The organism is Streptomyces sp. CB02058, assembly GCF_001905505.1.
In the GTDB taxonomy this organism is placed as follows: domain Bacteria; phylum Actinomycetota; class Actinomycetes; order Streptomycetales; family Streptomycetaceae; genus Streptomyces.
Window position 1 is genome coordinate 387,055 of sequence record NZ_LIPG01000007.1, and the last position, 26,913, is coordinate 413,967.

The 26,913-nt window shown below is 69.0% G+C and carries 21 protein-coding genes and 1 pseudogene; 12 read left to right on the top strand and 10 right to left on the bottom strand.

The features are described from left to right. Window positions 1–171: 171 nt before the first annotated feature. The 3 genes from AMK10_RS32610 (at window position 172) to AMK10_RS32620 (ending at window position 3,086) form a co-directional block, all read left to right on the top strand. On the top strand, window positions 172–1,413 hold the full coding sequence (locus tag AMK10_RS32610; RefSeq protein WP_241839744.1) for a family 2 encapsulin nanocompartment cargo protein terpene cyclase: 1,242 nt from the start codon (window positions 172–174) through the stop codon (window positions 1,411–1,413). Window positions 1,414–1,456: 43 nt separating this feature from the next. Continuing rightward, window positions 1,457–2,314, top strand: coding sequence for a geranyl diphosphate 2-C-methyltransferase (locus tag AMK10_RS32615; RefSeq protein ID WP_073752623.1), 858 nt, complete (start codon window positions 1,457–1,459; stop codon window positions 2,312–2,314). Between the two features lie 334 nt (window positions 2,315–2,648). Then, window positions 2,649–3,086 carry a VOC family protein gene (locus tag AMK10_RS32620; RefSeq protein WP_073752952.1) on the top strand — a complete coding sequence of 146 codons (438 nt, stop codon included), beginning with the start codon at window positions 2,649–2,651 and terminating at the stop codon, window positions 3,084–3,086. Window positions 3,087–3,296: 210 nt separating this feature from the next. Here the strand turns inward: AMK10_RS32620 and AMK10_RS32625 are convergent, their stop codons facing one another. After that, entirely contained in the window at window positions 3,297–4,502 is a 1,206-nt protein-coding gene (locus AMK10_RS32625; protein WP_073752625.1) for a DUF6357 family protein, read from the bottom strand. Between the two features lie 463 nt (window positions 4,503–4,965). Continuing rightward, window positions 4,966–6,282, bottom strand: a complete 1,317-nt coding sequence (locus AMK10_RS32630; protein ID WP_073752627.1) for a serine/threonine-protein kinase — start codon at window positions 6,280–6,282, stop codon at window positions 4,966–4,968. Between the two features lie 126 nt (window positions 6,283–6,408). Here AMK10_RS32630 and AMK10_RS32635 point away from each other — a divergent pair, with 126 nt between their 5' ends. Continuing rightward, window positions 6,409–6,948, top strand: coding sequence for a GNAT family N-acetyltransferase (locus tag AMK10_RS32635; RefSeq protein ID WP_073752629.1), 540 nt, complete (start codon window positions 6,409–6,411; stop codon window positions 6,946–6,948). A 232-nt stretch (window positions 6,949–7,180) separates the two neighbouring features. Then, complete coding sequence (locus AMK10_RS32640; RefSeq protein ID WP_073752631.1) at window positions 7,181–7,804, top strand: AAA family ATPase; 624 nt, start codon at window positions 7,181–7,183, stop codon at window positions 7,802–7,804. Window positions 7,805–8,254: 450 nt separating this feature from the next. Here AMK10_RS32640 and AMK10_RS38340 read toward each other — a convergent pair whose 3' ends face one another. From AMK10_RS38340 to rph, 3 genes and pseudogenes are all read right to left on the bottom strand, one after another. After that, window positions 8,255–8,626 (bottom strand): M23 family metallopeptidase, encoded by a 372-nt coding sequence (locus AMK10_RS38340; protein WP_274535366.1) that lies wholly within the window; start codon window positions 8,624–8,626, stop codon window positions 8,255–8,257. 33 nt (window positions 8,627–8,659) lie between these two features. Beyond that, window positions 8,660–8,893, bottom strand: a pseudogene (locus AMK10_RS38345) (peptidoglycan-binding protein); the annotation flags it as partial. Window positions 8,894–9,279: 386 nt separating this feature from the next. Beyond that, window positions 9,280–11,874: a rifamycin-inactivating phosphotransferase gene (gene rph, locus AMK10_RS32650; protein WP_073752635.1), complete on the bottom strand. Its 2,595-nt coding sequence runs from the start codon at window positions 11,872–11,874 to the stop codon at window positions 9,280–9,282. Between the two features lie 364 nt (window positions 11,875–12,238). On the opposite strand from rph, the gene AMK10_RS32655 reads away from it, so the two are divergent. After that, a complete protein-coding gene (locus AMK10_RS32655; protein ID WP_073752637.1) occupies window positions 12,239–12,934 on the top strand; it encodes a 2-phosphosulfolactate phosphatase in 696 nt (231 codons plus the stop codon). Between the two features lie 73 nt (window positions 12,935–13,007). Here the strand turns inward: AMK10_RS32655 and AMK10_RS32660 are convergent, their stop codons facing one another. From AMK10_RS32660 to AMK10_RS32665, 3 genes are all read right to left on the bottom strand, one after another. After that, window positions 13,008–13,442 carry a VOC family protein gene (locus AMK10_RS32660; protein WP_073752639.1) on the bottom strand — a complete coding sequence of 145 codons (435 nt, stop codon included), beginning with the start codon at window positions 13,440–13,442 and terminating at the stop codon, window positions 13,008–13,010. 452 nt (window positions 13,443–13,894) lie between these two features. Next, window positions 13,895–14,035, bottom strand: coding sequence for a hypothetical protein (locus tag AMK10_RS37545; RefSeq protein WP_158070917.1), 141 nt, complete (start codon window positions 14,033–14,035; stop codon window positions 13,895–13,897). A gap of 108 nt (window positions 14,036–14,143) precedes the next feature. Then, a complete protein-coding gene (locus tag AMK10_RS32665) occupies window positions 14,144–14,437 on the bottom strand; it encodes a glycosyltransferase (RefSeq protein WP_143195001.1) in 294 nt (97 codons plus the stop codon). A gap of 322 nt (window positions 14,438–14,759) precedes the next feature. On the opposite strand from AMK10_RS32665, the gene AMK10_RS32670 reads away from it, so the two are divergent. The 6 genes from AMK10_RS32670 to AMK10_RS32695 all read left to right on the top strand — a co-directional run bounded on the left by AMK10_RS32670 (window position 14,760) and on the right by AMK10_RS32695 (window position 23,485). Further along, complete coding sequence (locus AMK10_RS32670; RefSeq protein ID WP_241839745.1) at window positions 14,760–16,022, top strand: MFS transporter; 1,263 nt, start codon at window positions 14,760–14,762, stop codon at window positions 16,020–16,022. A 784-nt stretch (window positions 16,023–16,806) separates the two neighbouring features. Continuing rightward, the gene (locus tag AMK10_RS32675) at window positions 16,807–17,907 is read left to right on the top strand and encodes a Gfo/Idh/MocA family protein (protein WP_073752645.1); all 1,101 of its coding nucleotides are present in this window, start codon (window positions 16,807–16,809) and stop codon (window positions 17,905–17,907) included. Between the two features lie 363 nt (window positions 17,908–18,270). Further along, complete coding sequence (locus AMK10_RS32680; RefSeq protein ID WP_073752647.1) at window positions 18,271–19,518, top strand: DUF6357 family protein; 1,248 nt, start codon at window positions 18,271–18,273, stop codon at window positions 19,516–19,518. A gap of 296 nt (window positions 19,519–19,814) precedes the next feature. Beyond that, window positions 19,815–20,219 carry an FKBP-type peptidyl-prolyl cis-trans isomerase gene (locus tag AMK10_RS32685; protein ID WP_073752650.1) on the top strand — a complete coding sequence of 135 codons (405 nt, stop codon included), beginning with the start codon at window positions 19,815–19,817 and terminating at the stop codon, window positions 20,217–20,219. A 407-nt stretch (window positions 20,220–20,626) separates the two neighbouring features. Next, window positions 20,627–21,790 carry an amidase family protein gene (locus AMK10_RS32690; protein ID WP_198959848.1) on the top strand — a complete coding sequence of 388 codons (1,164 nt, stop codon included), beginning with the start codon at window positions 20,627–20,629 and terminating at the stop codon, window positions 21,788–21,790. Window positions 21,791–22,057: 267 nt separating this feature from the next. Further along, window positions 22,058–23,485 carry an MFS transporter gene (locus AMK10_RS32695; RefSeq protein ID WP_073752653.1) on the top strand — a complete coding sequence of 476 codons (1,428 nt, stop codon included), beginning with the start codon at window positions 22,058–22,060 and terminating at the stop codon, window positions 23,483–23,485. 162 nt (window positions 23,486–23,647) lie between these two features. Here AMK10_RS32695 and AMK10_RS32700 read toward each other — a convergent pair whose 3' ends face one another. Together AMK10_RS32700 and AMK10_RS32705 are read right to left on the bottom strand one after the other, a co-directional pair. Next, entirely contained in the window at window positions 23,648–25,003 is a 1,356-nt protein-coding gene (locus AMK10_RS32700) for a serine/threonine-protein kinase (RefSeq protein ID WP_274535364.1), read from the bottom strand. Continuing rightward, entirely contained in the window at window positions 25,000–26,913 is a 1,914-nt protein-coding gene (locus AMK10_RS32705; protein WP_073752657.1) for a caspase, EACC1-associated type, read from the bottom strand. The genes AMK10_RS32700 and AMK10_RS32705 overlap by 4 nt, the downstream gene beginning before the upstream one ends.

Here is a 26,913-nt window from a genome sequence, read left to right on the forward strand (position 1 = left end):
CAACTCCCCGCACCTCTGCCCCCGGGCGCCGACGGCCTCGCGCCGTCCACGTCCGGCCGGGCCCGCGCCCCCACGTACGGCGGCGCGCCCCTGACGCCTGCCCTCGGCCCGCCCCACGCGCGGCCGCCACGAGGCGTGCCTCCAAGCCCCCAGCCGAAAGGCTCTGTTCGCATGAGCTCATCCAGTGGTGCCGACGACCCCCCATGGACACGGCACGGGTTCCCGGCAGGCCGTCTGCCGGGTCTCACCTCCCGGACCGCGGTCCGGAGCCCGTCCCCTCCTCCCCCGTCCGCGCTCCTCGGCCGGCTGCTGGCCGGCCCGTCCGGAATCGGCACGTCCGCGGCCCGGCTGTTCCACTCCCCTGCCCCGTCCGCCAAGGCGGCCGGGGCAGGGAGCGGCGGGCAGGACGGGGGCCCGCCGGCCGGGCAGGGCCACAGCCACACAGCGGACCAGGCCCGGGATGTACGGATCCCGGCCCTGTACTGCCCGGACGCGGTACGGGACGACCCGGCTCTCGGTGAGGAGGTCAACGACCGACTGGTCGAATGGGCCGCTGAGACCGGCATCTTCACGGGTCGTCTCGAACGCCTTCGCTCACACCAGTTCGGGCGCCTGTTCATGCTCGCGCACCCCGACTGCGACGACCCCGACCGGCTGCTGGCCGCGGCCCGCTGCGGGCTCGCCGAATGGTCCGTGGACGACCACTGGGTCGATGAGGGCGAGGACACCGAACCGGAACTCCTCGGCGCCCGTCTCGCGATGGCGCACGCGGTGATCGACCCGGTCCGCCTCCCCGCACGCTATCTGGCGCAGTTCGAGGAACTCGTCCAGCGGCAGCCCGTCCTGCGCGCCTTCCGGTCCAGCCTCGCGCACCTGTCCGGGATCGCGAGCACCACCCAGGTGGCACGGCTGCGCCATGAGCTCGCCGTCATGTTCGTGGCGTACGGGCAGGAGGCCCAATGGCGCAGCAGCGGGCGCACGCCCGCGGTGTGGGAGTACCTCCTGCACCGGTACGAGAACGCCTTCTACCCGTGCATGGTCCTGATCGACCCGGTCGGCGGCTACGAACTGCCCGCGCACGAGTTCGCCGACCCCACCGTGCGCCGCACCTACCTCTACGCGGGCATGGCCAACGTCCTGCTCAACGACATCTATTCGATGGCGAAGGAGGACCCCGGGGACACCAACCTGCCCAACCTCATCGCCGCCGAGGACAACTGCTCCCTCCAGGAAGCCGTCGACCGCACGGCAGCCATCCACGACGAACTCATGCACACCGTCGAGGCCGACTGCGCCGTTCTGGCGACGGCCGGCTCGCCCCAGCTGCGCCGCTACCTGGCCGGTCTGTGGGCGTGGATGGGCGGCAGCAAGGAGTGGCATGCCACCAGCGCCCGTTACCAGCAAGCCGGCTGAACCCGTAACAGACACCGTTCATCACGTATTCAAGGAGACCTGCATGACCGTCCAGGACACCGCCGCCCACCCCCTGCGCAGCCTGTACCAGAAGTCCGTCGCCACCTACTGGAACGAGGAGAGGAACCCGGTCAACCTCCGCCTCGGCGAGGTCGACGGCATCTACCACCACCACTACGGCGTCGGCGACGTGGACTGGTCCGTGCTCGACGGCCCCGAGGAGACCCGCCAGCAGAGGCTGACGGCCGAGCTGCACCGCCTGGAATGCGCGCAGGCCGACGTCCTCATGTCGCACCTCGGCGACATCACCCCCGAGGACCGGCTCATGGACTCGGGATCGGGCCGCGGCGGCAGCAGTTTCGTCGCCCACAGCCGCTTCGGGGCACGCGTCGACGGTGTGTCCATCTCAGAGACCCAGGTCGCGTTCGCCAACGGTCAGGCGAAGGAACGCGGTGTGGACCACAAGGTCAGCTTCCACCTCAAGAACATGCTCCACACCGGTTTCGAGAGCGACAGCTTCCAGGCCATCTGGAACAACGAGAGCACGATGTACGTGGACCTGTCGCTCCTGTTCCCCGAGTACGCCAAGCTCCTCAAGCACGGTGGCCGCTATGTGACCATCACCGGCTGCTACAACGACGCGTACGGGCTGCCGTCGCGGGCCGTCAGCGAGATCAACGCCCACTACATCTGCAACATTCATCCCCGTAGCACGTACTTCAAGGAAATGGCCGCCAACCGCCTCGTGCCGGTCAGCGTCGTCGACCTCACCGCGGCGACCATCCCGTACTGGGAGCTGCGTGCCAAGTCGCCGCTGGCCACCGGCATCGAGAAGGCGTTCCTGGACGCCTACAAGGACGGCAGCTTCCAGTACCTGCTGATCGCGGCCGACAAGGTCTGACCCTGAGCGAAGCCGCTACGAGGGCCCGCCCGGCGACCACCGGGCGGGCCCTTGGCAAAGCCCTGAGTGCCCGGTGCGGGCCGGGCGGCGGCGCCCCGGGCCGTGGAAATGGACGACCTGTGCTCCCTGGAGAACCCGATGTCGTACGGGGCCGGCAGGGCGGGCTCCTCGTGGGAGGGGGGGGACGGATCGCGCGGCCCAGGGTGTCGCGCGAGCGATGAGCGCGGCGACCACCTCGACGCGGAGGCCGGCCGGGACCCCGCCCGCCGTCGTCGGCGCGCCCGACGAGCTCTTCCGGGAGCGTCCGAACGGACCGCTCGATAGCATCCAGCGCATGGCCATCAAACTCGAGAACGTCGGCATCGCCGTTCGCGACCTCGAAGCAGCGATCTCCTTCTTCACCGACCTCGGCCTCACGGTCCTCGGCCGTGACACGGTCAGCGGCGACTGGACCGACACCGCCGTCGGCCTCGACGGCAATCACGCCAGGATCGCGATGCTGCAGACGCCGGACGGTCACGGCCGCCTCGAACTCTTCGAGTACATCCACCCCGAAGCGATCGAGACGGAGCCCACTCTCCCCAACGAGATCGGCATGCACCGCGTCGCCTTCTCTGTGGACGACATCGACAAGGCCCTCGAAACGGCCGCACGGCACGGGTGCCGTCCGCTGCGCGGTGTGGCGACCTATGAGGACGTCTACAAGCTCACGTACCTCCGCGGTCCCAGCGGCATCCTCGTGATGCTCGCCGAGGAGCTCAAGAAGAACTGACGCGCCCCGGTCCAGGCAGTGCCTGCGGCGCCCTCAGCCCGACGCCCGTGTGGTGTCCCGGCCCCAGACTCTCGCCCTCGCGCTCTCGGCCTGGTCCAACCGTGGTCCCCGCGGACCACAGCTGCCCGCCACGTGCTCCGTGGCGGGCGCCACCGTGCGACCACACGCCTTCGGCTCCTCACCCATCGCCGGCCCTCCACACCCGCCGGGTCATGACCAGCGTTCGAGTTCGCTGTCGATACGGGGATCCGTGCGCACCCACACCTCGCCGTCGGCGGCTCCCGGCGGGGCGTCGACCCGCTCGAGTCCCAGGGTCCGGATCAAGCTCAGGAGTTCGTCGCGAGTCTCGCCCGCCTCTTCGAGTGTCCGGCTGTCGAAGAGGACGTAGTGCACGTCCCACCGGTCGTTGTACCCGGAGTCGGCCCAGATCCTGCAGAAGCGGTCCAGTGCGTCCTGGTCGAGTCGCGCGCTCGCGGACTGCGCCTCCTCCAGCGCGGCGGTCGCGGCGAAGCCCCTCGCGACGTCGTCGGCGCTCCACCACTCCGCTGCCTCCGCGACCGCGCCGGGTGTGAAGTCCTTCATCGCGAGGAAGCGCTCCAGCAGCCGGTCGACCCCGGTGTCCTCGATACCCAGCCGGGCTTCCTGCAGGCGGGTCAGCAGGCCGTCCGCCATGGCGCAGGGGCCGGAGAAGTGGAAGACGCCGGTGGCGGCCACCAGGGTGCCGCCGTCAGGGTGTGGAACGTTGCGCGTGGTGGCCGTTTCCGGCACGTCCCTCACCGGAGCGAGGACGTCCGCCGGTACGCCGTCGTACAGCTCGGCGTGCGCGCGGGCGTCGTCCGGGGAGATGAGCGCGCTGGTGTGGTCGTACGTCACCACCAGGGCGCGGGCATCGGCGGCGAACCATGCGTTGACGGTGTCACCGTCGCCGTTGCCGAAGCCGAGGTGTGTGACCTCGCCGGCCGTTGCCGGCTCTCGTCCGTCGACGCGGGTCAGGACCTCCAGCCGGCGGCGCAGTTCACGCGGGTGGGTCCGCCGGAGTACGGATGCGTCGAACTCGTTCCGGAGCCGGGCACGCCCAAGGGCGGCGATGTCGGGCAGCCAAGGGCCATGGCGGTCGAGGGCGATGAAACCGCCGCGGACGAATTGGGCGATCTGGGTACCGTATGCGCTCGCATGGGTGACCAGGCGGTACTCGGTCCTCGGACTCTGCGCCCCCTTGACCCGGCAGACGGCTCCACCGTCGAAAAGCAGCACGAGTGCCTCTTCGCTGCCCTCGTCCTCGATGCGGAGCGACGTGCTGTCGTCATCCAGGTGCTGGTCCATGAACTCCCGGATCGCATCGACGACGGAAAGAGGACCACCGGGCAGCCATGCCTCCTCGTTTCCCTTGTCGTCGCTGAAGGTCAGTGGTCTCATCGTCGTCCTTGGTGTCCGTGGCCGGGGCTGTTCCTGAACCTCATGTGTTCAGCGTTCACTTGCGTGCCTGACTGCATCATCCGTCCGGAGCCGGAAGCGGCCACGACCAGACCATCGCAACTTGCCCCGGTCGATCACGGGGAAGCCCAGATCCACCCATCGCGGAGTCTTCTCGGACATGTCCCGACCGAGAGCATGCTCAAGAGCCTGCATGATCGACAGGCCGTCCGAGATTGGGTCCTTCTCCCGCGCGGGCCGATGGAGCGCGCTCACCACGCCACACCCACCCGATGCCCCTGTTCGCCGAACGACCCGATCATGCGACAAGCGAATCACATACGACGTCGGTCACACCGACGCGGGCCGCACGGAAGGCGTGCGGAGCCACCCGCGCTCCCCCGGACTTCGCCGCGTGACACTCCTGCCGGAATCGTGTCCGGCCCACCCCCTGCCGACGTCGGGCTCAACGGCTCGGCCGTTGCCCGCCGCCGGTGGAAGGGAGCACCGCCAGGACGGCGGAGAGAACAGCTGCGGCTGCCGCCAGGGGGATGAGTCCGCGCAGGACGAGGCCGATCATGCCGTAGAAGGGCAGGGTGCTCAGCGCCTGGAGCGCCACGGCCGTGCCGCCCGCCATGATCAGCCAACGTCCGGCCACGTTCCGTACCCACAGCAGCAGCAGGCCGGTGACCAGGACGGCCGCCACGACGCCGAACAGCGTCATGTGCAACGTGCGCGCGTTGCTCGTGATCATTCCGGCGGTGCAGGCCTGATCCGATGCCACGGGAATGATCGGAGCCGTGAGCAGGCAGACCGACGCCGTCACGAAGGTCGCGGTCCTGCGCGACCTCGGGATGCGGCCCACCGGCGGCAGTGGAGTCGTACCGGAAACCGTCGGGATCGGGGCGGACTCGTCCGGCGGCGCGGTGGTGGTCCGCGCCTCCTGGTCGAACCGTCGCAAAGCTCGGGCGAGTTCGGCCGCGTCCTCGTACCGCCGGCCCGGGTCCTTGTCCAGCAGGGTCAGCACGAGCTCGTCCCACTCGGACGGGATGCCGGTGGCCACCGAGCTGGGAGCAGGAGGTTCCTGGGTGAGGTGCGCCGAGAGATGTCCCACGGCGTCCGGAGCCTGGAACGGCAGTCGCCCTGTGAGCAGTTCGAAGAGCACGCAGCCGAGTGCGTAGAGGTCACTGCGCGGTTCGGGGTGGCCCCGGGCCTGTTCGGGCGCCATGTACGGGGGTGTGCCCACGATGAACCCGGTCCGGGTGAGGCGCTCCGACGTCGCGTAGGGGTCGGCGGCGCGCGCGATGCCGAAATCCAGGACCTTCACGAGGCCCGCAGACGTGATGAGGATGTTCGAGGGCTTGATGTCCCGGTGCATGATCCCGGACTCGTGCGCCTCCGCCAGCGCATCGCATATCTGCGCACCCCATCGAGCCGCCTCCCGCCGTGTGACGTCGCCTCGGCGGAGTACCGCGTCCAGTCCCTCTCCCCGGACCAGTTCCATCACAAGGAACGGCGCCGAGTCGCCCCTCGTGTCCGTCTCGCCGAGGTCGTGGATGGTCACGATGTTGGGATGCTGCAGGCGGGCGGTGATCTGCGCCTCTCGCAGGAACCTGGCCCGTGCCTCGGTACCCTGGCTACCGCCGCCGGCGAGCAGGGAGATCACCTTGACCGCGACGGGGCGCCCCAGCGACTCGTCCCGCGCCTCCCAGACCTGCCCCATGCCGCCTTCGGCGATCTGCTGAACCAACCGGTAGCGTCCCCCGAGGAGTTCGTCCCGCACCGCCCCGCCTCCCGCTTCAGCCCTGTCCGTCGCTCCGCCGATCCCGCGCCTCGGATCATGGCGCATCATCGGAGCCGGTACATCCCGTACGCCGAAACCCGCGGAGCGTGCGGTAGGTTCCCCGCCATGACCGAGCTCGGAACCGGCACCTGGCCGCCTGCCCCGATCACGACCGAGCGGCTCGTGCTCCGCGAGCCGGAGGCCCGGGACCGTACGGCGTTCATCGAGCTGTTCGCCTCGCCGGAGGTGGGTACCTACATCGGCGGCCCTCGACCGCGCGACGAGCTGGAGCGGACGGTGCCCGAAGTGCCCGGGCGCCGCCCCGGCCTGTTCGTCGTCGAGCTGGGCGGAGCGATGATCGGCATCATCACGCTCGACCGGCGCGGCGCGGAGCGTCCGGGACACGTGCGCCCGGAGGCAGGCGAGGCCGAACTCGGGTACATGCTCCTGCCGGAGGCGTGGGGCCGCGGTTACGCCGCCGAGGCATGTGCGGCAGCTCTCGCCTGGTGCGCCGGGGCACTCCCCGACGAGCCGGTGGTGCTCTGCACCCAGTCCGCCAACGACCGCTCCATGCGACTCGCGTCCGGACTCGGGTTCACCGAGGTGGAGCGGTTCGAGGAGTACGACGCCGAGCAGTGGTTCGGGGTGTGGTCCGCGGCCTGGTAGGGCGGCAATCCCCGGGGGAAAAACGTGTGCGTGTCCCTGGAGCGCCCGATGCGGCGGGCGGCGGCGAGGAGCCGCGCCTCCCCATCGATGCCTGCCTGCACGGCCCGGCCACTCTCATCCGTCACACGCAAACCCTGCGGACGCTGGTTGCCGGAGCACAGCGCATTGATCACACCACTGCAGGCGCCGTCGCGGAAGGATCAGTAGTGTCGGCGGCGTGCGTGATGTACGAGTGGTTCTGATCGGTGGGACGTCGAACGTCGGGAAGTCGACCGTCGCCCAAGTGGTGGCGGAGAAATGCGGGTTCGAGTGCCTGAGTACTGACGCGCTGGCCCGGCACCCAGGGCGACCCTGGAGAACCCCGGACCGGGAGGTGCCGGCACACGTCGCGGAGCACTACGGATCGCTCACGGTGGACGAACTGATGACGTCCGTTCTCGACCACTACGGTCGGCTCTGGCCTCGTATCGAAGAGCTGATCACGGCCCATGCGGCCGAAGACGGCGGCAGTACGGGCCTGGTCCTGGAGGGGTCGGCACTCTGGCCCGTCTCCGTCGCGAGGCTACGGGTCCCGCACACGGCCGCCGTGTGGCTCACCGCCGACGATTCCCTCGTACGCGCCCGCGTTCACGCCGCGGGCCGCTATGACGCAGCGACAGACGGGGAGAAGGTCCTGATGGACAAGTTCCTGGCCCGCACCGAGCGCTACCAGACACTCATGATCGAGGCCATCGACAGGCTGGGCATGGATCGCATCGACGTGGGTCGTGGACGGTCCGCGGCAGAACTGGCCGACACCGTGCTCGTGGCAGCCGACGCACAGACCGCAGGAGGTCGGTCGTCCAACGGCGGGTGACCACGCGTGGCGGCGGCCCGCCCATGCCGATGGCTGTTCACGCCGCGGAGGGCACGCGCAGGGCCTTCCAGGAGGCCGGGCCCGGGAGACCGTCCGCGTCCGCGCCGCGGTATCCGAGTCTGCGCTGCCGATCGGCGAACGAGTCCCGGTCCGCCTGGTTCCACTGGGGTCCCAGGCGGACTCGTGCAGGCCGAACGGCCCTCGGCGACCAGCCGCATACCCCTCGCGAGGACGATCGGGCTCTTGGCCACGCCTTTGGACCACGCCGCACCGGTACAGGGCACGTAGGCGACGGACGACACGAGCACCGGATTCGGCGCCGACCGGACACCGCCAGGGCGGTGAGGGCGCGTCGGGTTCCGCTCCCGGCCCTCCGGGAATGCCTTCGGGAGGGCATTCCCGCCCGTCCGGGAAAGCCCTCCCGCGAGCCCTCACCCTGACTGCTCCAGGTCACCAGTTGGGATTGACGTCGGAACCGAACCCGCCACCCGCCGGGCGCTTTTCGAAGTGGAGGTGCGGACCTGTGGAATTTCCGGTGGAGCCGACTTCTCCGACCTTCTGACCCGCCTTCACGGCACCGCCGTCCACCGTCCGCTTGGAGAGGTGGCAGTACCAGTAGTCGAAACCACCGGTGCGCAGCACGAGGTAGTTGCCGAAACTCGGGTCACGTCCGCTCCGGGCTATGGAACCGCCGCGCACCGCGACGCAGGTCTTCCCCTGCGGAGCGGGGTAGTCCGCGCCGGTGTGATAGCCCAGGCTCCAGTGAGGTCCCTTCCTGCGGTACGGGGTCGCCACGCCGACACCTGGCACGGGAGACGCCACCCGACCGCCGCCACCACCGGCCGGCCGCCCGGCCGAGGGGACGCGGAGCCTGTCCCAGGACATCTTGCCCGGGATGCCGTTGGCGTCAGCCCCCTTCAAATCCAGCTTGTGCTGCCAGGCGGCATAGGACTGCTGGTCCGCTTCGGACCACTCACGATCGGGACCCGCCTTGTACTTTCCGCACCCTTCATCCATCAAGCGTTTGCCCATTGCGGTGATCAGGGGACTCCGCTGCCCCTTGTGGAAGAATTTGGCTCCCGGGAACGGCGCCAACGTAGCCATGGCCTTCCCCTCTTTCAGCGGCTGTCGGATCACGATGAGGATTCGACTGTTGAACGTGGGAAGATGTCACCGCGCCGACACCGGATTTGGTTGATCGCTGCCCCAATTTTCGCCAACGAGATGCCGGTTCCCGTTGGGCATCCAGTCGGACCTACCCACCGGACCGGGCCCGCCGCATGGGAAGCGCACGCAACTCCTGCTGATGGAACGGGCTTTCCGGTCGGCCGGGCGGCGCTCCTGCCCGAAAGACGGGGACCTCCCGGGACCGGTCTGCTGCTTTCCGTCACAGCTGCCCTGTCTCCACGATGCGCCCCTTGGGAACCGCGTGCAAACCCGGCGACGTGCGGAAACCCGGCTTTCGGTGTACCCGGTCAGGCGAGGATCTCGACGTACCCCTCGGTGCCGTGCAGACGGATCCGCTGCCCGTCCCGGATCAGCGTGGTGGCCCGCTCGACACCCACGACGGCGGGCAGTCCGTACTCCCGGGCGATCACCGCGCCATGGGTCATCAGGCCGCCCACCTCCGTGACCAGGCCCGCGATTCCGACGAACAGCGGCGACCAGCTGGGGTCCGTGAAAGCCGTGACGAGGATGTCGCCCGCTTCGAGATCGGCGTCCGCCATGTTGAGGACGACGCGTGCCCTCCCCTCGACCACCCCCGTGGAGACCGGCAGGCCGGCCAGGGCGCCGGCAGGCACGTCGTCGCGCCGGTACGACCCGGTGACGGCCTCACCGTCCGAGGTGAGCACCCGCGGCGGCGTGAGCGCGTGGTACGACCGGAACGCCTCCTTGCGCTGCTGGATGAGCCGGCTGTCCGCCCGCTTCGAGCGCACGACTTCGTGGAGTTCCTGGAACGTGAGGTAGAAGATGTCCTCCGCCTCGGGGACCACACCGGCCTGTACGAGGCGCTCGGCCTCCCCCATCAGGGCCTGCTTGTAGACGAAGTAGCGGCTGACGATGCCGTACTTGGGGTACTCCCGGTATCCGATGAAGGTTCTCACCCGGTCGATCATCCACTTGGCCTCGTCGGCCTTGCTGTCCCCGTCCGGCAGTTTCCGTAGGCTCGACAGCACGTCGTGCTCCTTCTGGCGCGCCTTCTGCTTCCCCTCCTCGAAGCGCCGTTCGGCGGCGCCCGGCCCGAAGTTCCTGACGTTGTCGAGGATCACGGGCACGAGCGTGGTGGGACGCTCGCGCCAACGCGGCCTCGTGATGTCGATCTCGCCGACGCAGCGCATGCCGTAGCGGTCGAGGTAGGCCTCGATGGCGTCACGTGCTTCGGTCCCGCCCTCGAGCTCCGCCAGCTCGTCCAGGAAGTCCTCGTCCTGGACCCCCCGAAGGAACGCCACCACCTCCGGCCGGGAACGGATCACGTCCGCGACGTCGAGCAGGTCGAGACCCATCTCCGAGGTGATGTTGTCGGGGGCGGAGAGCGTCAGGGTGTCGGCCGGGTTCTTCTCGCCCAGCCACTCCCCCAGCTTGTCGTTGAGCCACCAGGTGGACTCCATCCCCGCCATGATCGCCTGGTGGCTCAGGGGATCCCCGAGGACCTTCCTGTGCTCCTCGAACGCCTCGAGCAGGAAGTCGAACAGCTCTGTTCCGGTCTTCGCGCGGATGCCGCGCTCAAGGGCCGCGATGGACTCCCGGCTGCGTTCGATCAGCTCGGTGACGACGGCCGGATCGTTCTCGATCGAGGTCGGCGCACCGCCCGCCCGCCCGCCGGGAGCCGCGTCGGGGACCGACGGGACGAAGTCGCCACGGTCGAGGACCGTCTCCAGTGCGTCCCTGACCAGTGGATCGCCCTTCCCCATGGCCTCCAGGAGGCCGGCGCGGCTCGCTGACGAGGCCAGGCGCGGGGTGACGTCGACGAACAGCCTCCCGCCGGCCTCGGTCATGGGCACCATGGCCGTCAGCTGCCACATGGAGTACCCGAGAGGCCTCATGGGATCGGTCATCATCTGCTGGTGACCGACGGACACATAGACGTGGTTCTCCTGGTCGCCCGCCTCCGGTACGGGGAACAGTGTCGTGACCGGCCGGCTCTGGACGATCCTGAAGTCGTCGCCTGTCAGGCACCACTCGATGTCCTGCGGGCAGCCGAAGTGCGCCTCGATCCGGCGCCCGAGCCGCACGAGCCGCACGGCCTGGTCGTCCGTCAGCGCGGCTTGCCTCTGCCGCTGCCCGTCGATCGCCACTTCCCGGGTGCCACCGGTGGGAAGCGCCAGCACCGCACGCTGCTTGGCGGCGATCGTCCTGGCGACGACCTCACCGTCCCGTACCTTGAACACGTCCGGGTTCACGATGCCGGAGACCAGGGCTTCCCCGAGGCCGAAGCCCGCGTCCACCGTGGCGACCTTGCGGTTGCCGGTGACGGGGTCGGCGGTGAACAGGACGCCGGACGCGTCCGGGAACACCATCCGCTGCACGACCACGGCCATGTGGACCGTACGGTGGTCGATGCCGTTGTGCCGGCGGTAGGTCACGGCCCGCTCGGTGAACAGCGAGGCCCAGCACCGGCTGATGTGCTGGAGGACGGCCGTCGGCCCCAGGACGTTGAGGTACGTGTCCTGCTGGCCGGCGAACGAGGCCGTCGGCAGGTCCTCCGCCGTCGCACTGGACCGGACGGCACAGGCGGCCTGTTCGCCGAGGCCGCTGAGCGCACGGGTGATCTCCGCCGAGAGGTCGTCGGGGACGGCGATCCCTTCGATGGCCCGGCGGATCTCCGCGCTGAGCGTGCGGGTCGTCTCCCGGTCGTCCGGGTCCACTCCCGCCAGCCGGTCGAGCCGGTCCTGGATCGACGGCTCTTCGGACATGATCCGGCGGAAGGCAGACGTCGTCACGCAGAATCCCCCCGGCACGCCGACGCCTTCGATCCGCGCCAGCCCGCCCAGGTGCGCTGCCTTGCCGCCGACGACCGCCACCTGCGTCCCGTCGACGTCCTGAAGGTCGAGCACGTACTGCTCGGTCACCGCGATACCTCCGAGGTCGTGCTTCGTCGTGCTGCGGGGGCCGGTCGTGCCACCGGCGCCTCCCCCTCCGGCCGCCTTCCCTGCGACGGGCCGGACGGCGGGCTCACCGGCACCGGCGTGGCCGGTCCCACCACCGGTTCGTACGTCGACGGCAACTCACGCACGTCGTTCCTCCATCTCCGCGGATTGTGGCATCGGCCGACGATTCTGCGCCGTGACCCGGGCCTTGCGGCAAGCCCCCCGGCGCGCTATAACTTGGGAGAGGCAAGGAGAGGGTTCTCCTTGCCTTCGCTGTTTCCACCCGTCGGTGTGATGCGCGCCACCATCCGGGTGCCCGGGTTCTGACATGCGCGATCATGGCCACATGGACACACGTTTCCTCGGCATTCCCGAACTGGCCGACGCAGAGGTGCCGCCCGTGGCGGTCGTCGTCGATGTCATGCGTGCGTTCACGGTGGCCGCCTGGGCCTTCGCCCAGGGCGCGGAGAAGATCGTTCTCGCCGAGTCGCTGGACGATGCCCTGGCTCTCAAGGCTCGCCACCCGGAGTGGGTGGCGCTCAAGGACGGTGCTCCCGCGCCCGGGTTCGACACCGTCAACTCGCCCGGCCTGCTGCGCTCCCTCGACCTCGGCGGAAGGACCGTCGTACAGAAGACCACGGCGGGGACGGTCGGCGCGCTCGCGGTCAAGGAAGCGAAGCTGGTGCTGTGCGCGAGCTTCGTGGTGGCGGAGGCGACGGCACGGCTCCTGCGGACCCGCGCGTGCGACAGCGTCACGTACGTGGTCACCGGCGAGGACGGGCGCGCCGATGAAGACCTGGCGTGCGCTCAGTACATCGCCGGGCGGGCCACCGGGGCCGGGACGGACGCGGCCGGGTACCTCCGCCGCGCGGGCGAGTCGCGCGCCGCGTCCGAGCTGGCGGAGGGTGTGCGCCAGGGTGTCCATCCCGACGACATCGCGCTCTGCCTGGAACTCGACCGGTTCCCCTTCGCCATGGTGGCGACCTCGGAGGACCCGCTCATGGTCCTCCGCCCGTACGCCATGCCCTCGGCGGGACACTGACACCTCGTCGTTCACGGTGGAACGCGGCGGGGTCGTGGGGGCGTTCCACCGCCGTCAGGACGTTCGCGGTGCCTCAGTCGAGACAGAACTCGTTGCCCTCGACGTCCCGCATCAGGATGCAGGACTCGTCGACGCCGTCGGCGAGCAGTGTGCGCTCACGCACCGCGCCGAGCGCCGTCAGCCGCGCGCACTCCTTCTCGAGCGCGGCGAGGCGCTCGTCGCCCACGAGCCCGGTGCCGACGCGCACGTCGAGATGCACCCGGTTCTTGACGACCTTCCCTTCGGGAACACGCTGGAAGTACAGGCGCGGACCGGCACCGGAGGGATCGACGCAGGCGAACGACGCCCCCTGACGCTCGGGCACCAGCGAGCGATCGTAATCGGCCCAGGTGTCGAACCCCTCGGGCGGCGGCGGTACGACGTACCCCAGCACCTCGCACCAGAACCGGGCGACGCGCTCGGGTACCGCGCAGTCGAAGGTGACTTGGACCTGCCTGATCGACGTCATCGGCACACCATAGTGGCGCGGCCTCGACCGGTCCCTCGAATATCGCCCGAGGCGGCCGAGGTGCCGCGCCCGGCGAGCCCCGTCGGTGGCGGCACGTCTCCGGCAGCCGCGGCGGAGGGACACCGCGAGGCCTGTCCGGAACACCTCACGCCCGCACGGCCCTGCGGAGCTCGGCATGCCACGGGCGTGCTTTCACGCAGGATCGCTGCGGGCCTCCACGTACAAGGTCTCGTCGTCGTGCACAGCCCGGTCCAGAACGTACGGTCGGCCAACGGCAGAGGGTCTCGCACATCCAGACCGATGAAATAGCACTCGTCGTCGACGCGGTACAAGCGTCCGGGCTCGGTGGCGGTGTCGAAGGAAGCCAGCCCTACCCGGTCGGTGTTCAGGCACACTGTGGATCTCTCGCCCCATGATCCGAACTGGATGCCCTCCAGCCCCAGAGTGCGCAGTTACTCCCGGCCGAACGCGCGGCCCGACGACTCGACTAGGGAGCGGCAGCGGATCGGCCTGTCGGCCTCTTCCGCCTCCCAGGTCCATTCCGCCACCGCGCTGCTCGGCCGAGGTTCCTCGTCGGTCCTGTCGGGGGTCACCAGGTCTCCTTGACGGTTTCCAGCGCGGTCATCACCACGTCGACGAGGACTGCGGTCAGGGGGGCGGGGAGCCTGCGGTCCTGCGTACGGGAGCGCAGTCGGAGTCCATCAGCACCATGGGTATCTCGTCCGGGCCAGCCGCGCACCCTCGTTCCGGGCCTTTGCCACCCGGAATCCCTTGTCCTCCTGGAAGTAGTACGTGAGGCGCAGGCTGTCCGCGAACGACGCGACGACCTCGGCCGTTCCGTCGGATGAACCGTCATCCGCGACGATGACCTCGAACAGCTCATTCGAAATGCTCTGGCGGGACAGTCCGAGTAGCCCCATGCGTAAGAATTCCGCGCGGTTATAGGTGGGCATTACCACCGAAATCAATGTCTCGTTCACCCTGTTCGTTGCCACGCGCTTACCCCTTTCCGGGCAGCTGAACGATGGTCCGAACCGTTCGAGTGCAGCGCAGAAAGTTACGTCACCGTGATCGCCGGCGCAAGGGTGTCGTCACGGTCGATCAGGCCGTGGGCATATGCGATGGACACCGATGACGGACGATGGTCGCCGGAAAAGTCACACACATCCCCCCAATTACCTCACCGTGGTGCACAAGTCGGACAAAATCCCGACGGGCCGCACATCGAAACTTTCGAAGAAAGCACCCAATCATGCGATCTTGACGTCGGAGTGAGGCACTGTGTACGGTGCACGATATTTAAGGAGGGCGAATTGCGTGTCCCGTCCGGAAGAAATGCATCACTCCGTCCGCAGGAGCGGTAAATTACTCAGCCCCGTCGGAGAAATAACTCCGCTGGCCGCCGCCGGAATCGTCGCTTCCATGGCGGTGGCCGCGTTCTCCTTCGTGACTACCGAGAACCTTCCCATCGGCCTTCTCTCATTGATCGCCGGCGACCTGAACACATCCGTCTCGTCGGTCGGTCTACTCGTCACCTGCTACGGCCTCACGGTCGCCGTGGTATCCGTTCCGGCGGCAAAGCTGACACTCGGCATCCCCCGGCGGATTCTCCTCATCCGAATCCTCGGGATCTTCCTGGTGGCGACGTGGATCTCCGCCGCAGCGCCGTCGTACTGGGTACTGCTCCTCGCCCGGCTGCTCACCTCTCTGAGCCAGGCGGTCTTCTGGGCTGTGGTCGCTCCCACCGTCGCCGGCCTCTTCCAGCCCGCAGTGCGGGGGCGAATCCTCGCGCTGACGTTCTCGGGGGCCTCGCTGGGCGGCGTCCTGGGCGTTCCGGCTGCCACCTGGATCGGTCAGAGCTCGGGCTGGCGGATCGCGTTCATGGCGTTGAGCGGACTTACCGCCCTTGCTCTCGTCGTGGTGATCCTTCGGCTCCCGGACACCGATCCCGAGCACAATCACGCCTCCAGGGGTACCGATCCCGACCGCCGGGTGTACGCCCTGGTGGTCTCCGCGAACGCCTTGATGGTGGCCGGCGTGTTCACCACGTACACCTATCTCGTCGCGTTTCTGGACGAGGTGAGCGGTTTCGCCGCTCGGTCGATCACGCCGATGCTGCTCGTCTACGGAGCCGCGGGAGTGCTGGGCGGCCTCGCGGCGGGTGCGGCATCGGACCGGTACCCGCGACTGGCCTTCACCGCGCCGAGTGCCGTGCTGGTCGGTGCGCTGGGAGGGCTCTACGCATTCGGAGAGGACAAGGGCGCGGTCATCGCCTGCGTCAGCCTCGCGGGCTTCGCCTGTGCGTGCGTCCCCATCGCCACCCAGAACCGGATCATGCAGGTGGCCCCCGGGAGCACCGATGTGGCATCGGCGGGGAACTCGGCCGCTTTCAATCTGGGCATCGCCTCCGGGGCACTGATCGGCGGCGTACTCGTCGAGACCGCCGATGTGCGCAGCGTCGCCCTCGTGGGCGCGGTGCTTGCGGCCGCGGCGCTCACGCTGGCCCTGATCGAACCCGCGCTGCCGAGGAGAGCTCCCGGCGGAAGCCCCCGGACCGGGGAGTGCCGGGCCGAGGGCTGAACACGGGTCGGAGCGGCTTCCGGCCCCCGCATGCCGACCGGGCGGTTACCACGGCGGACCATCGATGGCCCGCGAGGCGGACGAGGCGGACGTGGGGCCAGGCGACGCCGCCCGAACGCGGGTCGGCCCTTTCGGGTGGCTGCTGAGCCCGACCGATCGAGGGTTGTCGGCCGATCCCACCACTCGCCGTTTCGGCCCGGACAATTCCACTCCGCTTCCCGTACACGCAACCCGTTCCGCATGAAACTGAGCAGAGAAAAAAATTCCGGCAGACCTGAATCGAATCGCTTCGAAAACAGGGCGACTCCAAGGCAGCCGGAGGTCGGCGTCAACGGCACATTCCGTTTACGCAGTGCACGAGCCGCCCTCGCCCTCAAGGCGAGTGGCCACCGCGGTGGCAGGGTGGAGCCGGCCGCACCGACGGCCGTAGCCGCCGGGCGCAACGAGATACTGGCTGGTCACGACGGCAGCGATGCCATTCAGGGAGAAATATCGCCCTCCCGGCGATCATGCGCCGAACGGGCCAGGTGCCGTCACATATCAGTCAGCGACATCTTAAATGCGTCGAAGACACCATTGCGCTACACATGGAAACAGATCGCAAAGACCTTGACGCCGCACGAGTTCGCTCCTTAGCATCGAAACGCTTCGACGACCACCTGGCCACCATTCACCCCTTCTGATGCGTGGCAATGAGCAGACAGATTTCGGAGAGCTCACCCCACTGCCGACTCGGAACGCACCGAACCGCAGATCGGGCAGCAGGCAGATACAGGAGATATCAGTGCGAATCGCCATAGTCGGCTGCGGATACGCGGCCGACTTCTACGCCATCACAGCACCCAACCATCCTCTGCTCGAAATCATAGGTGTGTACGATCGGGTCCCCGAGCGGCAGCAGGCATTCGCGGATTATCACGGGTTCAAGGGGTATGAGTCCCTCGACGCGTTACTGAATGATCCGGCAGTGGAGATCGTGGTCAACGTGACCAATCCGACCAGCCACGCCGCCGTGACCCGAGCAGCCCTGATGGCGGGTAAGCACGTCTATTCGGAAAAGCCTTTCGCGCTGGACCTCGGTGAGGCGAAGAGCCTGGTGGAGCTCGCGAAAGCACGCGGTCTGGAGCTTGGATCGGCGCCCTGCAACCTGCTCAGCGAAACGGCTCAGACCGTTTGGCAGGCCATACGGCGCGGCACCATCGGCACACCGCGCCTGGCCTACGCCGAACTCGACGCCGGCCCGCTCCTGCGGTTGCCCTTCCAGTCGTGGGTGAGCTCATCGGGCGCACCGTGGCCTTATCACGACGAACTCGTCACCGGCTGCACCATCGAGCACGCCGGCTATTACCTGACCTGGCTCACGGCATTCTTCGGGCCGGCCACCCAGCTCACCGCGTTCGCCGGCTCGATCGTGCCCAAGGGCCATCTCGTGGCGGACGAGTCCGAACTGGCTCCCGACTTCTCCGTAGCCTGCATGACGTTCGCCGACGGCGTGGTGGGCCGGGTGACCACGGGCATTTCCGCGCCCAATAACCAGTCGTTGCGCATCATCGGCGATGAAGGTGTCCTGGAAGTGGCGGACGGCGGGCACTTCGGATCACCCGTGTCCGTGACCTACGAGCCGGAGGGCGACCCCGTCGGGCTTCCCCTCGTCCGGGACACCGGGCGCCTCGCGGGCCTGGGCGATCACCACAACTACGACTTCGCCCGGGGCGTGGCGGACTTCGCGGCGGCTGTGGCCGGAAAGGACAAGTCGCACCTGCCGACGGATCACGCCCTGCACGTGCTGGAACTGACCCTGACCATGGCGAACGCGACGGAGGGCGTGGTCGCTCACCCCGAGACCACGTTCGCCCCCGTCCCGCCGATGCCCTGGGCCGTGTGAGACACGGACCGTTCGCGACGCCTGCGTGGCGTGCGAGCCGCGGAGCCCGGTTCGGAGGCACACCTGCGGACAAGAGGGTGTGCCGGTGCCACCTGGAAGTCCGCAGGGACGGCTGAGCCTGCCGGTCGCGCCGATCTCCGCCCGGGGCCAGGCCTGTCTCCGGGCCGGGCCCTTGGCGGGGAGGCCCACGCGTCGTCCCGTCACGGACGCGGGCCTTGACCGGGGCCGGAGTGCGCGCGGCGCATTCGACGGCACTGGAGGGGTGACCAGGCCCGACTCCCCTCCAGTCGGCCACCGTACGAGCGGTGGCCCTTCGACGTTGCCGGTCGGCCCTGGTCTCATCCGATGGGGAAGACTGAGGCCATGAGAGACATCGTTTTCACGCGCAGGAGCGGCTGGATCCCGAACGTGATCCTCGAGGACGGTGAGTTGAGGCTGATGCTCGGCGCCGGTGCCGACGCCAACCATGAGCCTCGCACGTTCACTTTCCCGATCGGGGATGCCCATCTTGCGGTGATCCAGGAGGACCTGGGCAGACACCTCCTGCTGTGGAGTGCGGTCCTTCCACTGTGCGACGCCGCCGGAACCCGGGGCAGTCTCGACGAGAACGCCGCCGCCGCGCTCCTGGACCCGATCCTTCTCTCCGCGCCCGCCGACGTCGACGCGCTCTTCCGGCGCATCCGGTGGGACAGGAGCCGGCTCATCGCCCACGGGGCTGACATCGATCTGCTCGAACGCGGTCAGGTCTGCGCGGCGATGCGCACGGCGACGGAGGCGTCCGACGGGAAACGCGCTCAGAAGTACGGCGCGGACCGCCGTCGCGCCGAACGCGGAGTGGTACTCGGTCCGCTCGACGCCGCGCTTCTGATGTACACGGGCCAGTACCTGCACGGCGCGACGATTCCGAGGCGGACGCCTGCTGCCGTCGAGCCCGCGCTGCTGCCCGAGGTCATACGTGTGATCGCCACCGCGGAGCAGGCGTGCGCCGGCATGCGGATCGGCCGCGATCCGCGACGGGGCAAGCGTGCCACGGACAAGGGCGACTGGGACCGGATGGCCACGACCGTCGACGCGGCCGTGCGCCGCGCACACCCCGGCCTCGTCGATGACGCGGTGCGAACCGTGAGCTTCCTGATGTGCTCGGAGGCCGCGGACCGCTCCAGGAAAGCGCCCGTGGACGACGAGGAAGCCGATGGCTCCGGCGGAGGTACGAGGAGGACGCCCCTGTCGTTCACCGACGACAAGGATGTCGAAAGGAAGTGGCTCCCCGGCAGTCCTCGCACTGCGACAGCGGATTTCTGGGAGTTCGTCGGCGATCGCTCCGCCTCGGACAACGAAGTGTTCACCATCGAGGACGAGACGCTGGGTGAAGGGATCCAGCTCCACTTCTACGCGGACTCCGCCGCCCGGATCACGACGGAACGCGAGGGCGGTGGCGGGTCGGATCCGGAGTACCGGGTCAAGTACAGCCTGGTCGACGGGATGCGCGGCTACCGGAGTCTGGTGAGCGCCTTCGTCCGCGGTGGCTGCGCCGCACTGGACCAGCACGGCCCCTGGATGGCGGATGTCGACGAGTTCGAGCGCGCGCGCCGGGAACGCAAGGCCGGGTAGCCCCACCGGCACACGCGCACGCACCGCAGACCGCGCCAACTCCGCCGAACGGCTGGTCGGGCGCGCGTGAGTTCGCTCCACCGCTCCAGTTCGTCCGTGTGGCTGCCACTCGCTGATCCCAGGGCGACCTCTTCGGCCTCCTCCGGTGCCGGCTCGCCCTGGCGGAAGAGCAACCCCGTGGCACGGGTACGCCCCTCGGCTCGCTCGTTCCCGTACCGTGATCGTCCTGCCGCATGGAATGTCCGTGTGTCCGGCCGTCCCGTGCGGGGAATCCGGTGGCGAACGATGGGACCGTGATGAGCGAACTGGAGAAACCCGGCATCGAGATTCCGGAGGGTGAGGCGCCCACCGAGCTGACGATCCGGGACATCGTGGTCGGGGAAGGGCCCGAGGCTCAGCCGGGCAGGGTCGTCCAGGTTCACTACGTAGGAGTCACCTTCGCGTCCGGAAGGGAGTTCGACTCCTCCTGGGAGCGGGACCGGCCGTTCAAGTTCGCCGTGGGCGGCGGCAAGGTCATCAAGGGCTGGGACCGTGGAGTGAGGGGAATGAGGGTCGGCGGCCGGCGCCAGATCATCGTTCCTCCGCGCCTCGGTTACGGCAAGCAGTCCCCCACTGCCTCGATCCCGGCGAACTCGACGCTGATCTTCGTCGTCGACCTGCTCACGGTCGCGGGCGGCCCTCCGGAGCGACGCCCGGCCTGACCGCCCTCGACCGGAAGCTGGTGCGGATGTCGCCGCGCCCGATTCCTCCTCCGATTCCCCGCCCGTTCGTGTCTTCCCGGCGCACCAGGGCCGGTCATGGGCGCAGGCCGGTGTCGTATACCGGTTCCGCCGATGGGACAGGTTGCCTTTCCTGTCCGGCCTGCCGTTTACCTGTCACCCACGACGGTGAAACCGCGCCGATACACACCCCGCCTAGCGTCCATCACCGGCATACGAGATGAGGGGTGCGCCAGATGTGGACGAACCGGCGGTCGATTCTGGGACTCGCGGCGGCGGCAGGGGCAGGGGCACTGGTCTCTTCCGCGGGACAGCCGGCGTTCGCGGCGGCACGAGCCGACAGGTTGCCGGCACCGGACGCCCGTACACCAGGGGAGCCCGATCCCACGGTGTGGAGGGAGCTCGGCGACCCGCTGGTGCCCGCGACGGGATTCGGTCCGCTGGCCGGACTGACCGTGGCCGTCAAGGATCTGTTCGCCGTCGAGGGTCATCGGGTGGGCGCGGGCAACCCTGAGTGGCTGGCCGGGAGCCGCCCGGAAGCCACCACCGCTCCGGCCGTGGCGGCGTTGCTCGCGGCGGGCGCGGCCGTCGCCGGAATCGCCCGTACCGATGAGTTCGCGTACAGCCTGGCGGGCACGAACGGACATTACGGTACGCCGCCCAACCCGGCCGCTCCGGAGCGCATTTCGGGCGGCTCGACCTCCGGGCCCGCCAGTGCGGTAGCGCTGGGACAGGCCGACATCGGTCTCGGCACCGACACCGGAGGCTCGATCCGCATCCCCTCCTCCTACCAGGGCCTGTACGGAATCCGCCCGAGCCACGGCGCGGTGTCCACCGAAGGGCTGCTGCCGCTCGCGCGGTCCTTCGACACGGTCGGCTGGATCACGCGTGACGCCAGGGCACTGCGCGCCGCGGGGCGGGTTCTGCTGCCCCGCGACGGCGGCCCGGCGCCGTCGGGTGCCGTACTCGCGCAGGAGATCATCGATGTGGCCTCACCGGAGGTCGCCGCCTCCGTGCGCCGGGCGGTGGGCGGCTGGCGCGCCGCCGGGCTGCCGCGCATCCGGGGCGTACGGTTCGACGCCGGTGTCCTGCCCGGCTGGGTGCGCGCCTTCCAGACCAAGCAGGGCGTGGAGGCCTGGCGCCAGTGGGGGCCGTGGGTCTCGCGGCACTGGGACTCGCTCAACCCGGACGTCAGGTCCCGGTTCGAGACCGCGTCGAAGTACACCCCGGACGATCTCGCGGCGGCCGAGCGGGTCCTGCGCGAGGCACGCGCCCGTGTCGACGATCTGCTCGGCAACCGGGTCCTCATCCTGCCGTCCGCGTCCTCGGTGGCTCCCACCCGTGAGGAGGCCGCACTCGGCGGCCCCGTCATCGAGCAGGCCAGGGCCCAGACCTTCCAGCTCACCTGCCTCGCCGGCCTCACGGGCCGCTGCGCTGTCAGCATCCCCGTCCGCAGCCGCACCGCCCCTGTGGGCCTGTGTCTGGTGGGCCCGCGCGGAAGCGACCGCCACCTCCTGGACCTCGCCGTCCGCCTGGAGGCGGCCCGCGTGTGAGCCGTAATAGCCGCTCGCGGGCGCCGTCTCCCGACTCCCGGGGCGCGCGGTGAGGGGGCACGGTCGGCGGGCCGGCGCCGCTCGGCAACGGGTTCCGATATCTCATAATCTGGACAACGCGTAACCGGTCCGTGAGATACATGAGATCGTTCCGGGGCCCGCACGGGTCGCGCGGCCTTGCCACGAGGGGGACCCGCACCGCCGTGCGGGACCGCCGGCGCCCCCTACGCCGACGGCCGCACTACGCCCTCGTGGGAAAGCCCAGAGATGTACGTTCCCACCACCGGGCCCGCTCAGGCCCCGTCGCAGTCCCAGGCCGACGCCGCGCCCGTCAACTCCCGCTCCCGCGTCCTGATCGCCAGCCTCATCGGCACGACGATCGAGTTCTACGACTTCTACGTCTACGCGACCGCCGCGGTCCTGGTCTTCCCGAAACTCTTCTTCCCGAGCAGCGACCCGACCACGGCCCTGCTCTCCTCCTTCGCGGTGTTCGGCGCGGCGATGGTCGCCCGCCCCATCGGTGCGATCGTCTTCGGGCACCTCGGCGACCGTCTCGGCCGCAAGGGCACCCTGGTGGCCTCGCTGCTCACGATGGGCATCGCCACCTTCCTGATCGGCGTTCTGCCGACGTACGCACAAGCCGGCTGGGTCGCCACGGCGCTGCTGGTGCTGATGCGACTCGCCCAGGGCTTCGCGCTCGGCGGTGAGTGGAGCGGCGCGGCCCTGGTCGCCACCGAGAACGCACCTGCCGGGAAGCGCGCACTGTGGGGGACCTTCCCCCAGCTGGGCGCCCCGCTCGGGTTCATCATCGGCAACGGTCTGTTCCTGATCATCGCCGCACTGCTGCCCTCGGCAGCGGGCGCCGACCCCTCGCAGCCCTCCGACGCCTTCCAGAGCTGGGGGTGGCGGATCCCCTTCCTGTTCTCGGCCGTCATGGTCGCGATCGGGCTGTGGGTGCGCATGCGTCTGGTCGAGTCGCAGGTCTTCGCGAAGACGCAGGAGACAGGCAAGGTCCGCAAACTGCCGCTGGCCACCGTCTTCCGTCACCACTGGAAGCAGCTGATCCTGGGCAGCTTCGCGATGCTGGCGACGTACGTCCTCTTCTATCTGATGACGACGTTCTCGCTGAGCTACGGCCGCACGGCCGAAGACGCGGACGTCCCGGGCCTCGGCTACAGCTACACCACGTTCGTCCTGATGATGATCTTCGGCGTGCTGTTCTTCGCCGCGTTCACCCTGATCTCCGGCCCGCTCGCGGACAAGTACGGCCGCCGCAGGACCCTCGCCTGGGTCACCGCCGGCATCATCGTCTTCGGCCTGGTCTGGGTGCCGCTGATCAACCTGGGCACGCTCGGTGTGGTTCTGTGGCTGGTCCTCGGCTTCACTCTGATGGGCACGACGTTCGGCCCGATGGGCGCGATGCTCCCGGAACTCTTCCCGACCAGCGTCCGCTACACAGGCTCCGGCATCGCCTACAACGTCAGTTCCATCCTCGGCGCGGCCGTCGCCCCGTTCGTCGCGGTCGCCCTCTGGGAGGCCGGCGACGGCTCACCGTGGCTGGTCGGTGTCTACCTCTCCGTGATGGCTGTCCTCACTCTGACCGCCCTCCTCATCGGCAAGGAGACGAAGGACATCGCCCTGGACGAGGGCGAGGTCCCGGCAACCCCCGCCAGGACCGGGGCCCCGTCAGCCTGACCCGGACCCGGACCCGGACCCGCGGCGGTGGCCGTCGCGGGTCCGGATACCTCGATGTGCCCGACGCCACGGAGACTCCCCATTGGTCGGCTCACCATCGCCGCGCGTTCTCCTGGACCGCTGACAGCCGCGGTTCCGATGTTGTCGCGAGCTTCGCGATCGTCAACGCGTCCCACGTCGATTTGGCAGCCAGAGGCGCCAGGTGCGCCGCGGAATCCGTGGCAGCGGTGGCAGGTCCGCAGGCAGGGGGACCGAGTGAGTGCGCAAGTACGTCTCGTTCGTCGGATCGGGCTGGGGACCAGCGGGTGCGCCGGTTTCGCCGAGGCCCGGGGGCTGGGGGTTGCTGTCCGAAGGTGCGGCAACACGCCCCGGGGGCGCCGAAGGTGGCCCGGAGGCCGGCTCACGTTCAGGGCGTTTGACATGCACAGTGACGGTCCGGTCCAATCTCGGCTCCGGATCCGACTGCGGTTCCTCATCGAATGTCCCGGTGTGAAGGGTGGACTCGTCATCGCCGTGGTTACCCAATGGCGGCGCCGGCAGGGACGCGTGCGCGCCGTCCCGTTCGAAGACTTTTCCGGCGTGTTCCCGCGTCTGGCGACGGATGGCCTCGGGCAGCCATTTGCCATGCGCCAGTAGCCGGGACACCTCGTCCGACTCCGCCGTCGGCAGCATATTGATCAGCTCGGGGACCGAGGGCCGGGACGGTGGATCCTTCTCGAGACAGGGACGGATCAGTGACGCGATCCGGTCCGGCAGAAGACTGAGATCTGGTTCGTCATGGATGATCCGATACAGCACCCCCATGACGTTCCCGCCATTGAACGGGCTGGTGCCTGTGGCGGCGTACGACATCATGCAAGCCAGGGAGAACACATCGCTCGCGGGCACGGACTCGTTGCCACTGATCGCCTCCGGCGCCATGTACCCGGGGGTTCCAATGACCATTCCCGTATTCGTGAGTCTGGTCGAGTCGGCGAGAACCGAGATACCGAAGTCGATCAGCCGCGGGCCGTCTTCCGCGAGCAGTACGTTCGACGGTTTCAGGTCGCGGTGCACGACACCCGCCGCATGGATCGACTCCAGTGCTCCGAGCAGCCCCAGCCACAGTGCCAGCAGGGTCGGCAGGGCCAGCGGGCCGAACTTGGAGACGGCCTGGTCCAGGGACGGGCCTGGAACGTATTCGGTCGCCATCCACAGACGCTCTTCGTCCGTATCGCCGGACGACGCCAGAACAGCGGCGGTGAAACGGCCGCTGACCCGCGACACTGCGGCCAATTCACGCACGAACCGCCTACGGAACTCAGGGTCCTGTGCGAACGCGTCGTGCAGCACCTTCACCGCGGCCAGGTGCCCGGTGCGCGAGCGGCCGAGATAGACCTTGCCCATGCCGCCGGCACCGAGGCGACCGAGCAGTTGGTAGGGCCCGATACGCCTAGGATCCGACGGCTCCAAGGCAGAGCCGACCCCGGGGCGCTTTTCCCCACCGTCCCATGCGCCATCCCTTTCCCGTCGGTTCACGGCGAGCCTCCGTAGGGCCCGGTGCCGTAGAAGATCTGCTTCTTGAGCCGCCGATCCGCCTTCTTCCGCCAGAAAGCCAGCAAAAAGCGGTTCTCGACGGATTCGGGAGCATCCGGCCCCAGAACGCGGTTCAGATCCGGCAGGACAGCGTGGAACTGGCGGATGGCATCACCCACCTCGCCCTGTACCGCCGTCCAGTGGGCCAGCCGCGCCCTGGTGACCAGCGTGGCTCTGTCGTCGGAGCCGAGGACCCAAGCGATGTCGCTCGCCAGCAGGCTGAAGATCCGAACCGCTTCTGCGGGCTGCCCGGTCTCTCCGGTCCAGTGAGCGAGCTGGCTGCGGGCGATCAGGGTCTCGCGATCATCGGGGCCCAACACTCGTTCGAGATCCGGTACCGCGGCGGCGAACAGCAGCCGCGCCCGGCGCCGCCGTCCTGCGGCGCCCGACCAGTGAGCCAGTCGCGAGCGACTGAGAAGAGCATTCCTGTCATCGGGTCCCAGAGCCCAGGAGACGTCCGGCACCAAGTCCGTGAGCAGCCGCACGGCCCGCTTGCTGCCACCCGCTCGGCCTGTCCACTGCGCCAGGTTCATACGCCCGGTGAAGGTCTCGCGGTCCTCCGCCCCCAGGACGCGAGACAGATCCGGTACGAGTTCACCGGTCAGCCGCGCCGCTGCCGCCGGGTCGCTGGCCTCCCCGGTCCAACGAGCGTGCCGGGCACGGCTGATGAGTGTCTCGCGGTCATCAGGACCCAATACGTGCACAAGGTCCATGAGGACGGAAGCGGTGAGGCTCAGAGCCTCGTGATGCCTGCCTGACTCACCTGTCCAGTAAGCGAGTTGGCTCTTCCCCACGAGTGTGGCCCGATGGCGCGGTCCAAGCACGCGCGTCATGTCGCCGACGACGGTGGTGGACAGCCTGAGGGCCTCGTCGGTGTCCCCCTCACGCCCGGTCCAGTAGGCGAGGTTGATCCGCCCGACGAGCGTGGCCGGATCGTCCGGCCCCAGCACCCGGGTGAGGTCGGGCACCACTTCATTCAAAAGACGAATGGCCTCACCCGTCTGCCCCTCCTCCCCTCGGCGGCGGCCGAGGTCCCAGCGGGCCAGCAGCCCCTCGCGGGGACCAGGAGGCCCGCCCGCATCGGTGACTGGTACGGCCCGGGCACGCAAGCGGGGCCGGGCCAGGACCAGGAACTCCGCTGTGTCCGTTCCGCATTGCTGGGGTTCCGGCAGACCCCTGGCCGGCAGCACCCGCTTGAGGTGCCGGAACAATGCGCCCAGTGTGACCTCGGGCGAGGACGCGGCGGGGATGCCGTCCCGCAGAGTCAACAACAGCTCCCCGGTGAAAGCGGTGTGCCGATCGCCCTCCTGGAACCTGGCCGGCTCATTGGCGGCTGCCGAGGTCAGCGTGTACGTACCCGTGATTTCCATCTGTTCGATGAGCGGCACGTGAGTTCCGGACAGATCGCCGGTGATGGCACGTCCGGAAAAACAGCAGTCGAGGATAAGAACCCGGTTGCGCGCCGGGGTGGCCAGGAATGCCTCGCGGATTCCCTGGAACGGAAAGGCCGTGAACGACGGCGCCTCGCTGACCGACTTCGACAGCCCGAGATACAACTCGCGCCGCTCGTAACCGATCAGCCCGTGCCCCGCGTAATAGACGAGAAAGACGTCCTCGGCCTGGCGTGCGGCCTCGAGCAGCGGTAGCCCGAGATCCCTCGGCGTGGCCGGGTCGAACACGGTACGGGTGGAATCCACGGAGAAGGCCCCTGGCCGGCCTTCGGTGAGCAGTCTCTGGAGGTCGCGGACGTTGTTACGTACTGCCGGTACTCCGGGCAGTAGTTCGTCCTCGGAGTAGTCGGCCGTGCCGACCAGGACGGCGCGTGAACGAGCCGGGTCGGGTGGGCGCAGCAT